The 14,201-nt window shown below is 67.3% G+C and carries 12 protein-coding genes; 5 read left to right on the top strand and 7 right to left on the bottom strand.

The window, feature by feature from the left end; genetic code table 11:
* Both FFS27_RS16325 and FFS27_RS16320 read right to left on the bottom strand, forming a co-directional pair.
* A partial coding sequence (locus FFS27_RS16325) for a retropepsin-like aspartic endopeptidase (protein WP_256659519.1) occupies positions 1-398 on the bottom strand: 398 nt, incomplete at its 3' end.
* A gap of 150 nt (positions 399-548) precedes the next feature.
* Positions 549-758: a cold-shock protein gene (locus FFS27_RS16320; protein ID WP_003084710.1), complete on the bottom strand. Its 210-nt coding sequence runs from the start codon at positions 756-758 to the stop codon at positions 549-551.
* Positions 759-1,105: 347 nt separating this feature from the next.
* Between FFS27_RS16320 and dbpA the strand changes: the two genes are divergently transcribed.
* Together dbpA and yccS are read left to right on the top strand one after the other, a co-directional pair.
* Complete coding sequence (gene dbpA / locus FFS27_RS16315) at positions 1,106-2,482, top strand: ATP-dependent RNA helicase DbpA (RefSeq protein WP_003084703.1); 1,377 nt, start codon at positions 1,106-1,108, stop codon at positions 2,480-2,482.
* A 260-nt stretch (positions 2,483-2,742) separates the two neighbouring features.
* A complete protein-coding gene (gene yccS, locus FFS27_RS16310) occupies positions 2,743-4,944 on the top strand; it encodes a YccS family putative transporter (protein ID WP_003084700.1) in 2,202 nt (733 codons plus the stop codon).
* Here the strand turns inward: yccS and FFS27_RS16305 are convergent.
* From FFS27_RS16305 to FFS27_RS16295, 3 genes are all read right to left on the bottom strand, one after another.
* Complete coding sequence (locus tag FFS27_RS16305) at positions 4,941-5,672, bottom strand: substrate-binding periplasmic protein (protein ID WP_003099929.1); 732 nt, start codon at positions 5,670-5,672, stop codon at positions 4,941-4,943. The genes yccS and FFS27_RS16305 overlap by 4 nt on opposite strands.
* A gap of 107 nt (positions 5,673-5,779) precedes the next feature.
* Positions 5,780-6,574 (bottom strand): slipin family protein, encoded by a 795-nt coding sequence (locus tag FFS27_RS16300; protein WP_003084693.1) that lies wholly within the window; start codon positions 6,572-6,574, stop codon positions 5,780-5,782.
* A complete protein-coding gene (locus tag FFS27_RS16295) occupies positions 6,571-7,902 on the bottom strand; it encodes an NfeD family protein (RefSeq protein WP_023100756.1) in 1,332 nt (443 codons plus the stop codon). The genes FFS27_RS16300 and FFS27_RS16295 overlap by 4 nt, the downstream gene beginning before the upstream one ends.
* Positions 7,903-8,281: 379 nt before the next feature.
* Here FFS27_RS16295 and FFS27_RS16290 point away from each other — a divergent pair, with 379 nt between their 5' ends.
* A complete protein-coding gene (locus FFS27_RS16290; RefSeq protein ID WP_021263105.1) occupies positions 8,282-9,904 on the top strand; it encodes an inorganic phosphate transporter in 1,623 nt (540 codons plus the stop codon).
* Between the two features lie 42 nt (positions 9,905-9,946).
* Here the strand turns inward: FFS27_RS16290 and FFS27_RS16285 are convergent, their stop codons facing one another.
* Positions 9,947-10,351 carry an acyl-CoA thioesterase gene (locus FFS27_RS16285; RefSeq protein ID WP_003084686.1) on the bottom strand — a complete coding sequence of 135 codons (405 nt, stop codon included), beginning with the start codon at positions 10,349-10,351 and terminating at the stop codon, positions 9,947-9,949.
* A 151-nt stretch (positions 10,352-10,502) separates the two neighbouring features.
* Positions 10,503-11,411 (bottom strand): transcriptional regulator GcvA, encoded by a 909-nt coding sequence (gcvA, locus tag FFS27_RS16280; protein ID WP_003084684.1) that lies wholly within the window; start codon positions 11,409-11,411, stop codon positions 10,503-10,505.
* A 220-nt stretch (positions 11,412-11,631) separates the two neighbouring features.
* Here gcvA and FFS27_RS16275 point away from each other — a divergent pair, with 220 nt between their 5' ends.
* Together FFS27_RS16275 and FFS27_RS16270 are read left to right on the top strand one after the other, a co-directional pair.
* Positions 11,632-12,813: an acyl-CoA dehydrogenase gene (locus FFS27_RS16275; protein ID WP_003084682.1), complete on the top strand. Its 1,182-nt coding sequence runs from the start codon at positions 11,632-11,634 to the stop codon at positions 12,811-12,813.
* A 119-nt stretch (positions 12,814-12,932) separates the two neighbouring features.
* The coding region (locus tag FFS27_RS16270) for a CaiB/BaiF CoA transferase family protein (RefSeq protein ID WP_256659518.1) at positions 12,933-14,201 on the top strand (1,269 nt) is incomplete at its 3' end.

Here is a 14,201-nt window from a genome sequence, read left to right as displayed (position 1 = left end):
CCGAGCAGGGTCAGGTGCAGCAGCAGCCAGACGTAGGGGGTGTCCTGGTCGACCAGGCCGAAGCCGGCGATCAGGCAGCCGAGGATCAGGGTGTTGCCGACCAGCACCTTGCGCTCGAAGGTCACGCTGACCGGCGCCTTGCTGTCGGCGGTGGGCAGCACGACATCGAAGCGCACCCAGCGCTCGCCGTCCTTCTTGTAGCGATGGATATTCCTCGCGTCCAGCGACGAGGTCAGCGCGCCGGTATCCAGCTTGGCCTTGGCCTGCATGCGCTCGGGCATCAGCCAGGACTGCTCGATCCAGCCCCAGTGCTCGGTGGCGGCATGGCAGGACGCGGAAGAGAACGACAGCGACAACAGCGCGGCGAAGGCCAGACGACGGGATTGCACAGGCTTCATCGAAACGACTCCGAACGGGACCGGGCCACTCTGGGCGGGAACTCGTCAAGACAGGGTGAACGGCAGGCGAAGACAGTGTGACGGTTTTCTCCGGGCAATAAAAAACCCGGATGCTTCCATCCGGGTTCTTCGGGCTGGGGCCCAGGGATCTTAGTTGATCACCTGAACGCGCTCGGCCTGCATGCCTTTCTGGCCTTGTACGACTTCGAAGCTGACCTTCTGGCCTTCGGCCAGGGTCTTGAAGCCGTTACCTTCGATGGCACGGAAGTGAACGAAAACGTCCGGGCCGCTTTCCGGGGTAATGAAGCCGTAGCCTTTGGTTTCGTTGAACCACTTAACGGTGCCGTTCTGACGGGACATTGCAAGTTCTCCTTGGAACTATGGGTATTGATTTAGCCACGAAATCGTAGCCGGTAACTGAGTTGCAAGGAGTTACAAGGAGTCGAGCAGGACGGGCTGGAATTTCCGACCGCATCAGGTCACGATCGACGGCGACCCATGCAAACACAGTGTCAGCACTCTACGACAAAAAACTGAGGAAAGCGAACCTGTATAAAAATACAGAAACGCGCTTTTTTCGTTTTTCGGACGAACGGTACTGGCCAAAGATACATTGCCTGTCGCTGCTGCTCCGGCGGCGATCGCACGCGGCAAGCCGCCGCAGGCTGCTAGACTAGCCGCTCGTATCGCCTGCCGAGCCCTGCCCCGTGACCTCCACCGCTTTCTCCTCGCTGCCGCTTTCCGCGGACCTCCTGGCCAATCTCGACTCCCTCGGTTACCGGGAGATGACGCCGATCCAGGCGCAGAGCCTGCCGCTGATCCTCCAGGGTCACGACCTGATCGCCCAGGCCAAGACCGGCAGCGGCAAGACCGCGGCCTTCGGCCTCGCCCTGCTCAGCCCGCTGAACCCGCGCTACTTCGGCTGCCAGGCGCTGGTGCTGTGCCCGACCCGCGAACTGGCCGACCAGGTCGCCAAGGAGATCCGCCGGCTGGCCCGCGCCGCCGACAACATCAAGGTCCTCACCCTCTGCGGCGGCGTCCCCTACGGTCCGCAGGTGGCTTCGCTGGAGCACGGCGCGCACGTGGTGGTCGGCACCCCGGGGCGCATCCAGGAGCACCTGCGCAAGGGCACCCTGGTCCTCGACGGGCTCAATACCCTGGTCCTCGACGAAGCCGACCGGATGCTCGACATGGGCTTCTACGACAGCATCGCCGAGATCATCGGCCAGCTCCCCGAGCGCCGGCAGACCCTGCTGTTCTCCGCCACCTACCCGGACGGCATCGAGAAGCTGGCGAAGACCTTCATGCGCGATCCGCGACAGGTGAAGGTCGAGTCGCTGCACGCCGACAGCCAGATCGAGCAGCGCTTCTTCGAGATCGACCCGAAGCAGCGCATGGACGCCGTGGTACGCCTGCTCCAGCATTTCCGGCCGCAGTCCTGCGTGGCCTTCTGCCAGACCCGCCAGCAGTGCCAGGAGCTGGCCGACGCACTGAAGGCGCAGCGGATTTCCGCCCTGGCCCTGCACGGCGACCTGGAGCAGCGCGAGCGCGACCAGGTCCTGACGGTGTTCGCCAACCGCAGTTGCAACGTACTGGTGGCCACCGACGTGGCCGCCCGCGGGCTGGACATCGCCGCCCTGGAAACGGTGATCAACGTCGAGCTGGCGCGCGACCCGGAGGTCCACATCCATCGCATCGGACGCAGCGGTCGCGCCGGCGAGAAAGGCCTGGCCCTGTCGCTGGTGGCGCCGGCCGAGGCCAGCCGCGCGCAGGCCATCGAGGACCTGCAGAAGCAGCCGCTGGCCTGGTACGCCCTCGGCCAGTTGAAGGCCAGCCCGGAGCCATTGCTGCCGCCGATGAGCACCCTGTGCATCGCCGGCGGACGCAAGGACAAGGTGCGCCCCGGCGACCTGCTCGGTGCCCTCACCGGCGACGCCGGGCTGCCCGGCAGCGCGGTGGGCAAGATCGCCATCTTCGACTTCCAGGCCTTCGTCGCCATCGAGCGCGGCCTCGCCCACCAGGCCCTCAAGCGCCTGAGCGAAGGCAAGATCAAGGGGCGCTCGTTCAAGGTCCGCCTGCTGTAGCGCGCCGCCGCTTCGCTCGCCGGGCCCGCTCCGGCGCGCGATATCGCCGCCGGGTAACTTCCGGCGCGGCGACGACGTCTTAGCGTTCGCAGGCACGAAGCCTGCATCCGCCAGATGCCCGGCTCGACCGAGTTGCCCACGGCAGCGTTTCCTGCGACTGCGGCGGGCAGCGGACTTCCAGTCGCGCGAAATCGGCCGATTGAATTAGCCGGACAGGCCACATAGGCTGAACCACGGACCATCGGATAGCACTCCGCCCCATGCCGCCCTCTTCGCTGACACACACGCTCCGCCGCCTCTGGGCCCTCGACAAGTTCGCCTACAGCCTGCGGGTGTTCATCGCCCTGGCCGGCGCCCTGCTGCTGTGCTGGTGGCAGGACCGCATCGAGCTGCTGATCCCGCTGTTCCTCGGGATCATCGCCAGCGCCCTGGCGGAGACCGACGACAACTGGCTCGGCCGCCTGCAAGCGCTGCTGGTGACCCTGCTGTGCTTCAGCGTCGCCGCCTTCGCCGTCGAGTTGCTGTTCCCCTATCCCTGGCTGTTCGTTTCCGGGATGGCGCTGTCGGCGTTCGGCATGATCCTCCTCGGCGCCCTCGGCGAGCGCTATGCGGCGATCGCCTCGGCGACCCTGATCCTCTCGATCTACACCATGATCGGCGTGGACCAGCGCGGCGGCGAGGTCGCCGATGTCTGGCACGAACCGCTGCTGCTGGTGGCCGGGGCGGCCTGGTACGGGCTGCTCTCAGTGCTGTGGAACGCGCTGTTCTCCAACCAGCCGGTGCAGCAGAGTCTTTCCCGCCTGTATTTCGAGCTGGGCGAATACCTGAGGATCAAGTCGAGCCTGTTCGAACCGTTGCGCCAGCTAGACGTGGAGGGCCAGCGCCTCGCCCTGGCACGGCAGAACGGCAAGGTGGTGGTGGCGCTGAACCAGGCCAAGGAGACCATTCTCAACCGCCTCGGCCATGGTCGGCCGGGCCCCAAGGTGAGCCGCTACCTGAAGCTCTATTTCATCGCCCAGGACGTCCACGAGCGCGCCAGTTCCTCGCACTACCCGTACAACCGGCTGGCCGAGGCGTTCTTCCACAGCGACGTGCTGTTCCGCTGCCAGCGCCTGCTCAACCAGCAGGGCAAGGCCTGCCAGGCCCTGGCGCGGGCTATCCGCCTGCGCCAGCCGTTCGACTACGCCGACCGCGAGCTGGCCCTGGAAGACCTCCAGGCCTCGCTCGAACACCTGCGCCAGCAGAGCAACCCGGCCTGGAAGGGCCTGCTGCGCTCGCTCGGCGCCCTGGCCGCCAACCTCACTACGCTGGACCGCAAGCTGGCCGGGGCGAGCAACCCGGACGCCATCGCCGACGAACAGGACAGCGCCCTGCTCGACCGCTCGCCGCGCAGCCTGAAGGATGCCTTCGAGCGCCTGCGCCAGCAGCTCACCCCGACCTCGCTGCTGTTCCGCCACGGCCTGCGCATGGCCCTGGCGCTGACCGCCGGCTACGGCGTGCTGCACTGGATCCATCCGACCCAGGGCTACTGGATACTGCTCACCACGGTGTTCGTCTGCCAGCCCAACTATGGCGCGACCCGCCTGCGCCTGGTGCAGCGGATCCTCGGTACGGTGGTCGGCCTGGTGGTCGGCTGGGCGCTGATCGACCTGTTCCCCAGCCCGCTGGTGCAGTCGCTGTTCGCGGTCGCCGCCGGGGTCGCCTTCTTCGCCACCCGCAGCAGTCGCTATACCCTGGCGACGGCGGCGATCACCCTGCTGGTGCTGTTCTGCTTCAACCAGGTCGGCGATGGCTACGGGCTGATCCTGCCCCGCCTGTTCGATACCTTGCTAGGCAGCCTGATCGCCGGCCTCGCGGTGTTCCTGGTGCTGCCCGACTGGCAGGGCCGCCGGCTCAACCGCATGCTCGCCAACACCCTCGCCTGCAACAGCCGCTACCTGCGACAGATCATGCAGCAGTACGCCACCGGCAAGCGCGACGACCTCGACTACCGCACCGCCCGGCGCAACGCGCACAACGCCGACGCGGCGCTCTCGACCACCCTGTCGAACATGCTCCTGGAGCCCGGCCACTTCAGGAAGGACGCCGAGATCGGCTTCCGCTTCCTGGTCCTCTCGCACACCCTGCTCAGCTATCTATCCGGCCTCGGCGCGCACCGCGAAAGCCTGCCCGAGGACGCCAGCGACGGCCTCCTGGAGCGCGCCGCCGAGCGGCTCTCCGCCAGCCTCGAGGAAATCGCCGCGAGCCTGGAACAGAAACGCCCGGTCGCCATCTACAGCGAAGAGGAGGAAGCGCTGGCCAAGGAACTGGAGCAGATGCCCGAGGACATGGACGACAGCCATCGCCTGGTACAGACCCAACTGGCGCACATCTGCCGCCAGCTCGCCCCGCTGCGCACCCTGGCCGCGCACTTGCTGAAGAAGGAGCTGGCCGGCGCGCAGCCGCTGCCAGGCCAGCCCTAGCGCGCGCCGTAGCGCTCCAGCAGACGCTGGTAGCTGCCGTCGTCGCGCATGCCGCGGATGGCCAGGTCGAAGCCGTCGACGATCTCGTCATGCCGGGGATTCCTCAGGCTCACCAGCAGGTGCAGGCCGTTCTCGCCAAGCGGGATGGGCAGTACCTCCAGCTTGTCGCGCAAATCGGCCAGTTCGCCCTTGAAGGCGACCCCCAGCGCCAGCTCGTCCTCCACCGCCAGGTCGACCCGCCCCGCCTCGAGCATCCGCGCGGCGTTGGCGAAGCTGGTCACGTTGACCTTCTGCAGACGGCTGTCACGGTCGAATTCGGGCGCGTAGGCATAGTCGCGCACGACCGCGATGCGGTAGGGACGCAGGTCGCTCAGGCGGGAAAACTCGATACCCCGCCCCTTGCGTTGCAGCAGGCGGATGCGGTTGCTCAGGTAGGCGCGGGAAAACTGCCCGTAGAGGCTGCGGGCGGGCTCGTACCAGGCGCTCAGGGCGATGTCGTAGTCGCCGCTGCGCACGCCGTACAGGGCACGCGACCAGGGTACCTGCTGGAAACTCGAGTCGAAGCCGGCGCGCTTGAGCGCGGTGGTCACCAGTTCCACCGCCAGGCCGTTGCCAGGCAGGCGCGAATCGACGAAAGGCGGCCAGGAGTCGCCGACCAGGCGCAGGTTGGCGGCAGGCAGCGCGCAAGGGAGGAGCAATGTCAGCAGCAGGAGTGCGCATCGCAGCATGAAGGAGCGTCCCGGGAGTGGATCGCCACAGCATAGCCATCCCGACCCCGGGCACGCATGTCCCCGTGTCGCGGCTCGATGATATTTCCATCACAAACCGCGCGCGTTCACCTCTCCTCATCCTCTCCGGCGGCCTTTTCGTTCCGCGGCGCGGCACCTGCGTACTTGCCGCCGAAGAGTTCGATCGGCATCGGGAAGACGATGGTCGAACTCTTGTCGCCGGCGATCGCGCCGAGGGTCTGCATGTAGCGCAACTGCATGGCGCCACTCTGCCGGCCGAGCATCTGCGCCGCCTGCATGAGTTTCTCCGAGGCTTGCAGCTCGCCCTCGGCATGGATCACCTTGGCCCTGCGCTCACGCTCCGCCTCGGCCTGCCGGGCGATGGCGCGGACCATCGATTCGTTGAGATCGACGTGCTTGATTTCCACATTCGCCACCTTGATGCCCCAGGCGTCGGTCTGCGCATCGAGCACTTGCTGGATATCCAGGTTCAGGCGCTCGCGCTCGGCGAGCATCTCGTCCAGTTCGTGCTTGCCCAGCACCGCGCGCAGGGTGGTCTGCGCCAACTGGCTGGTGGCGGCCAGGTAGTTCTCCACCTGGATGATCGCCTTCTGCGGATCGAGCACGCGGAAGTACACCACCGCGTTGACCTTCACCGAAACGTTGTCGCGGGAAATCACATCCTGCGGCGGCACGTCGAGAACGATGGTGCGCAGGTCGATGCGCACCATCTGCTGGATCGCCGGGATCACCAGCACCAGCCCCGGCCCCTTGACCTTCCAGAACCGCCCGAGCTGGAACACCACGCCACGCTCGTACTCGCGGAGGATGCGCAGCGCGCTGAACAGCAGCAGCGCGAGGAACACCAGCAACATCGCCAAACCATAGGAAATACCCATCATCCACCTCCTTCATCGGCCAGCGCGACTTCCAGGAGCAGGCCCTTGCGCGCCAGCACCCAGACCGGCTGGCCCACCGCCAGCGGCCGCGCGGCGAGCACCCGCCAGCGCTCGCCCTGGAGCAGCACCCAGCCTGCGCAGGGTTGTTCGGAATCCACCGCCGCCACCGTCGCCAGGCTGCCGACCAATCCGGCGGTGCCACTTACCACCGCTTGCCGGCGAGTACGCAGGGCCATGCCCAGCAGACCGACGATCAGCGCGGCGCTGAGCAACGCCAGGGCCACCACCAGGCCGGGCGGAATGCCGTAGCCGGGCACCTCGGTATCGATCAGGATCAGCGCGCCGACCACGAACGAGACGATTCCGCCGATGCCGAGCACGCCGAAGCTGGCGACGAAGGCCTCGCCCACCATGAACGCCAGGCCCAGCGCGATCAGCGCCAGCCCGGCGTAGTTGACCGGCAGCATCTGCAGGGCGTACAGGCCGAGCAGCAGGCAGATGCCGCCGAGTACGCCGGGCAGCGCCATGCCGGGATTGGCCAGTTCGAAGATCAGCCCGTAGATGCCGATCATCATCAGGATCAGCGCCACGCTGGGATCGGTGAGCACCGCCAGCAACCGCGCGCGCCAGTCCGGTGCCTGGCGCTCGACCGTGGCGCCGGCGGTAGCCAGGGTCAGCACGCGCTCGCCGACGCGCAGGCTGCGGCCGTCGAGCTGGCGCAGCAGGTCGGGCAGGTCGCGGGCCTGCAGGTCGATCACCTTCTGCGCCGCGGCCTCGTGCGCCGCCAGGCTGACCGCCTCGCGCACCGCGCGCTCGGCCCACTCGGCGTTGCGCCCGCGCAGTTGCGCGAGGCCACGGATATAGGCGGCGGCGTCGTTGACCTGCTTGCGCGCCATGGGTTCGGCGTCCCGCGCCGGGGGCTTCTCTGCGGGCTTGTCCGGCGTCCCCAGGCGCACCGGGGTGGCAGCGCCGAGGTTGGTGCCCGGCGCCATCGCCGCGATATGGCAGGCATACAGGATGTAGGTGCCGGCGCTCGCCGCCCGCGCCCCGCTGGGCGCGACGAAACCGGCGACCGGCACCTGGCTGGCGAGGATCGCCTTGACGATGCGCCGCATCGATGCGTCCAGGCCGCCGGGCGTGTCCAGTTCCAGCACCACCAGTTGCGCGCCGTCCTCGGCGGCACGCTCGATGCCGCGCACCAGGTAATCGGCGCTGGCCGGGCCGATCGCACCATCCACCGAGAGCACCCGAACCGGGCCGGAGGCCGCGAAACAGGCCGGGCCGGCGAAGCACAACAACAGCGCCAGCGCGAGCCGGCACGGCATCCGCATATCGACCTCCCCGACCGCCCGGCCGGGCCACCCCGGGACGAAGGTGCTCGTCCCGCGCACCGGGCCGGCAAGCGACCGGCCCCGCCGCGCACTTCTCAGTCTAGTTCAGTGGCTCTCGCCTTCCCCGCGCGTGTCCGGATCGGCAAATCCCTCAACATGCCAACTTTTTAGCGACGAAATGATGGCACTCGCCACAGGAATTCATTAATCTTCGCGGCCGCAGCGGGCAGGCCGCCTGGCGCCCGACCCCATCCGGCTTCCGGCGGCCTCCCGCGGCCCTTGTCCTTTCTTCGCCAGACGAAGCCGGTATGCGCAAGACATAACTTGTCACAATCGCCTGCCCATCATGTGCCGGTCATCCCCAGCGCGGACCCGCACCATGACCTCCGATGTCCTTCCCGCCGACGCCGTCGTCAGTGCCGCCGGCAACGCGCACAAGCCCCATCTCGAGCAGCGTCCCGGCCGCCTCACCGCCCTCGTATTCTTCGCCGTGCTCGCCACCGGACTGCTGTTCAGCGCCTACAGCCTGATGCAGGACGTCGATGACGTCGGTTCCGCGATCACCACCTGGACGCCCTTCCTGCTGCTCGGCGTGGCCCTGCTGATCGCCCTCGGCTTCGAGTTCGTCAACGGCTTCCACGACACCGCCAACGCGGTGGCCACGGTGATCTACACCCACTCGCTGCCGCCGCACTTCGCGGTGGTCTGGTCGGGTTGCTTCAACTTTCTCGGCGTATTGCTCTCCAGCGGCGCGGTGGCCTTCGGCATCATCGCCCTGCTGCCGGTGGAACTGATCCTGCAGGTCGGTTCCTCGGCCGGCTTCGCCATGGTCTTCGCCCTGCTGATCGCCGCCATCCTGTGGAACCTCGGGACCTGGTGGCTGGGCCTGCCGGCGTCGTCCTCGCACACCCTGATCGGCTCGATCATCGGCGTCGGCGTGGCCAACGCGCTGATGCATGGGCGCGATGGCACCAGCGGGGTGGACTGGGGCCAGGCGACCAAGGTCGGCTACTCCCTGCTGCTCTCGCCGCTGATCGGCTTCGCCTGCGCCGCCCTGTTGCTCCTGGCGCTGCGCCTGCTGGTGAAGAACCGCGCGCTGTACAAGGCGCCGAAGGGCAAGGCGCCGCCGCCCTGGTGGATCCGCGGCCTGCTGATCCTGACCTGTACCGGGGTGTCCTTCGCCCACGGCTCCAACGACGGACAAAAAGGCATGGGCCTGATCATGCTGATCCTGGTCGGCACCCTGCCGATGGCCTACGCCCTGAACCGCACCATGCCGGCGGACCAGGCGGTGCAGTTCGCCGCCGTCGCCGAGGTCACCCAGCAAGCGCTGGTGAAGAGCGCGCCGCAACCGGCGCCGGCCGATCCGCGCCAGGTACTCTCCGACTACGTGCGCAGCAAGCAGGCATCGCCTGAGCTGATCCCGGCGCTGGCCGCCCTGGCCGGCTCGATCGGCCAGGAAGTGAAAGGCTATGGCGCGTTCTCGCGGATACCGGCGGAAGCCATGGGCAACGTGCGCAACGACATGTACCTGACCTCCGAGGCGATCCGCCTGATGGACAAGGACGGCGTCGGCCGCTTCGACGCCGACACCCACGGCAAGTTGCAGGCGTTCAAGCGGAAGATCGACGATGCCACCAAGTTCATCCCGCTATGGGTGAAGATCGCCGTGGCCATCGCCCTCGGCCTGGGCACCATGGTCGGCTGGAAACGCATCGTGGTGACGGTCGGCGAGAAGATCGGCAAGACCCACCTGACCTACGCCCAGGGCGCCTCGGCGGAAACCGTGGCGATGCTGACCATTGGCGCGGCGGACCTGTATGGCTTGCCGGTCTCCACCACCCATGTGCTGTCTTCCGGGGTGGCCGGGACCATGGCGGCGAACGGTTCGGGACTACAGTGGAAGACCATCCGCAAGCTGCTGATGGCCTGGGTGCTGACGCTGCCGGCGGCGATCCTGCTCTCGGCCTCGCTCTACTGGCTGCTCACCCGGCTGTTCTGAAACACGGCGGCCGGCATGGGTGCCGGCCGCTCGTCGCGCCGCTCAGGGCAGGACTTCGTCTTCCTTGAACTGGTCCTTGATGTAGGTGATCTCGGTCTTGCCGTGGGGCGCCGGCAGGCCGTCCGGGCCGAGGTTGACGAAGACCATCTTGTCGATGGTGAGGATGCTCTTGCGGGTGATCTTGTTGCGCACGTGGCAGGTCATGGTCAGCGAGGTACGACCGAAGTCGGTGGCGGTGATGCCCAGCTCGATGATGTCGCCCTGGCGCGCCGAGCTGACGAAGTTGATCTCGGAAATGTACTTGGTGACCACGCGCTGGTTGCCCAGCTGGATGATCGCGTAGATCGCCGCTTCTTCGTCGATCCAGCGCAGCAGGCTGCCGCCGAACAGGGTGCCGTTGGGGTTGAGATCTTCTGGCTTGACCCACTTGCGGGTGTGGAAATTCATGTGAACTCCTGGTGTGGTGCTCCGCGGCCGCCATCCTGGCCGTCGTGGAGGATGCCCGGCGGTATCGCCGCCGCGGCTCCGCGGGACCCGGCGGATCGGCCCGGTCCCGGGGCGGCGCGTCCTGCCTGCGCCGCCCGATGTTCCTGCGCGTTCAGCCCAGCCCGTTGGCCTCGCGGTACTGCCTGGCCTCTTCCACCAGCCAGTCGCGGAAGGCATTGAGCATCGCCGATTCGACCCTGCGCTCGGGAATGATCAGGTAATACGCATTCTCGCTCAAATAGGCATGTTGCATGGGCACGATAAGCCTTCCGTCGGCCAGCTCGTCCTGGATCAGGAAGGGCGGTATGAGGGCCACGCCCATGCCGTGCATGGCCGCCTGGGCAAGCATGGAGAACAGCTCGTAGCGCGGCCCGCTCATGTCGTGGGCGACGTTCAGTCCCTGGGAGTGAAACCACTGGCGCCAAGCGTAGGGCCGGGTGCTCTGCTGCATCAGCGGCAGCCCGGCGACCTGCTCGGCGCTCAGCGTTCGACGCCCGCCCAGCAGCTCCGGGCTGCACACCGGCACCGGATTCTCGCGCATCAGGAAATGCGAGACGGTACCCGACCAGTCGGCGTCGCCGAAGTACAGCGCGGCGTCGAACTCGGTGTCGGCGAAGAGGAACGGGCGGGTGCGGTTGGTCAGGTTGATCGTGACCTCCGGGTGCAGCCGCTGGAAGCGCTTGAGCCGCGGCAACAGCCATTGGGTGCCGAAGGTCGGCACCACCGCCAGTTCGATCGCGCCGCCGCCCTGGTGCCCCATCACCGCCAGGGTGTCGCGCTCCACCGCGTCGAGGCGTACCGCCACCCGCCGGCTATAGGACAGCCCGGCCTCGGTGAGCTTGACCCCGCGCCGCGAGCGACGGAACAGCTCGACACCGAGGAACTCCTCGAGCGTGGCGATCTGCCGGCAGATCGCGCTCTGGGTCAGGGACAACTCCTCCGCCGCCTTGGTGAAGCTCTCGTGGCGCGCGGCGGACTCGAAGCTGACCAGCGCGGCGGTGGAAGGGATCTTGCGTCGCATGGAGGACTCCGGAGTGCCGGTTTCGCATCTATGACGCCCAGGTCACGATTCCTCGCGCCTCTTCAAGGGCATGAAATACGAGACTCATTTTCTCGGAGTGAGAAAATAGCACAAGTGCGTGCGAATTCCTCGTTTGCCGCCCCATTCGCTAGGCTCTTAGGATGCTTCCATTCCGGCTGGCCCACGCCAGCCTCCGCTACCGCTTGACGAGGATGTACGCATGGCCACCAAAGCTAGCTTCAACTGGGAAGATCCCCTGCTGCTGGACCAGCAGCTCACCGAAGAAGAGCGCATGGTTCGCGACAGCGCCCAGCAGTTCGCCCAGGACAAGCTGGCCCCGCGCGTGCTCGAAGCCTTCCGCCACGAACAGACCGACCCGAAGATCTTCCGCGAGATGGGCGAGACCGGCCTGCTCGGCGCGACCATTCCCGAAGCCTACGGCGGCAGCGGCCTCAACTACGTCTGCTATGGCCTGATCGCTCGCGAAGTCGAGCGCGTCGACTCCGGCTATCGCTCGATGATGAGCGTGCAGTCCTCGCTGGTAATGGTGCCGATCCATGAATTCGGCAACGAAGCCACCCGGCAGAAGTACCTGCCCAAGCTGGCCAGCGGCGAATACATCGGCTGCTTCGGCCTGACCGAGCCGAACCACGGTTCCGACCCGGGCTCGATGGTCACCCGGGCGAAGAAGGTCGACGGCGGCTATCGCCTGAGCGGCAGCAAGATGTGGATCACCAACAGCCCGATCGCCGACGTCTTCGTGGTCTGGGCCAAGGACGACGAAGGGCAGATCCGCGGTTTCGTCCTCGAGAAGGGCTGGGAAGGCCTGAGCGCCCCGGCGATCCATGGCAAGGTCGGCCTGCGCGCCTCGATCACCGGCGAGATCGTGATGGACAACGTATTCGTTCCGGAAGAGAACGCCTTCCCCGAGGTGCGCGGCCTGCGCGGTCCGTTCACCTGCCTGAACTCGGCGCGCTACGGCATCTCCTGGGGCGCCCTGGGCGCCGCCGAATTCTGCTGGCACACCGCCCGCCAGTACGTGCTCGACCGCCAGCAGTTCGGCCGCCCGCTGGCCGCCAACCAACTGATCCAGAAGAAGCTGGCCGACATGCAGACCGAGATCACCCTGGCCCTGCAAGGCTGCCTGCGCCTGGGGCGGATGAAGGACGAAGGCACCGCGGCGGTGGAAATCACCTCGATCATGAAGCGCAACAGCTGCGGCAAGGCCCTCGACATCGCCCGCCTGGCCCGCGACATGCTGGGCGGCAACGGCATCTCCGACGAGTTCGGCATCGCCCGCCACCTGGTCAACCTGGAAGTGGTGAACACCTACGAGGGCACCCACGATGTCCACGCGCTGATCCTCGGCCGCGCGCAGACCGGCATCCAGGCATTCTTCTGAGCCACCGAGCAACACCCCGGCGCGCTTTTTCACGGTAGCGCGCCGGCCGCCGGGGAGACGGGCAAGGAACCCGTCTTCCCGGCCATTTCCGTTTCCAGCCCCCAGCAGCGAGAACCGTCATGCCCGGCGCCCTTTCCCATATCCGCGTACTCGACCTGTCCCGCGTCCTGGCCGGCCCCTGGGCCGGGCAGATTCTCGCCGACCTCGGCGCCGAGGTGATCAAGATCGAGCGCCCCGGCAGCGGCGACGACACCCGCGCCTGGGGCCCGCCGTTCCTCAAGGATGCCGAAGGCAACGACACCAGCGAGGCGGCCTACTACCTGTCGGCCAACCGCAACAAGAAGTCGGTGACGGTGGACTTCACCCAGCCGGAAGGCCAGCGCATCGTTCGCGAATTGGCGGCCAAGGCCGACATCCTGCTGGAGAACTTCAAGGTCGGCGGGCTCAAGGCCTATGGCCTCGACTATGAATCGCTGAAGCAGGTCAACCCGAAGCTGATCTACTGTTCGATCACCGGTTTCGGCCAGTCCGGCCCCTATGCCAAGCGCGCCGGCTATGACTTCATGATCCAGGGCCTGGGCGGCCTGATGAGCCTCACCGGGCGCGCCGACAACGAGGAAGGCGCCGGTCCGGTGAAGGTCGGCGTGGCGCTGACCGATATCCTCACCGGGCTGTACTCCTCCACCGCGGTGCTCGCCGCCCTCGCCCACCGCGACGTCAGCGGCATCGGCCAGCACATCGACATGGCCCTGCTCGACGTGCAGGTCGCCTGCCTGGCCAACCAGACCCTCAACTACCTGACCACCGGCGTGCCGCCGCGGCGCCTGGGCAACGCACACCCGAACATCGTGCCGTACCAGGACTTCCCCACCGCCGACGGCGACATGATCCTCACGGTCGGCAACGACAGCCAGTTCCGCAAGTTCGCCGAGCTGGCAGACCACCCGGAATGGGCCGACGACCCGCGCTTCGCCACCAACAAGGCGCGGGTGGCCAACCGCGAGGTGCTGATCCCGCTGATCCGCCAGGCCACGGTGCTGCACACCACCGCCGAGTGGATTCTTTCCCTGGAGCGCGCCGGCGTGCCCTGCGGGCCGATCAACGACCTGGCGCAGGTGTTCGCCGACCCGCAGGTGCAGGCCCGCGGCCTGCGCGTGGAGCTACCGCACCCGCTGGCCGGCACGGTGCCGCAGGTGGCCAGCCCGATCCGCCTGTCCGAGACGCCGGTGGAATACCGCAACCCGCCGCCCACCCTCGGCCAGCACACCGACGAGGTCCTCGAGGACGAGGAGAAGACCATCGGCGTGGTGCTCGGCGCGCTCGGGCAGAAATGGTTCGACCTGTCCCTGCGCGGCGTCGAGGCACACGCCGGGCCAACGCCGATGCAC

Origin of the sequence: Pseudomonas sp. 2VD (assembly GCF_005503585.1) — a bacterium.
Taxonomy (GTDB): domain Bacteria; phylum Pseudomonadota; class Gammaproteobacteria; order Pseudomonadales; family Pseudomonadaceae; genus Pseudomonas; species Pseudomonas aeruginosa.
Note: the sequence above shows the minus strand (reverse complement) of the source record. Positions and strands in the feature narration are given on the sequence as shown.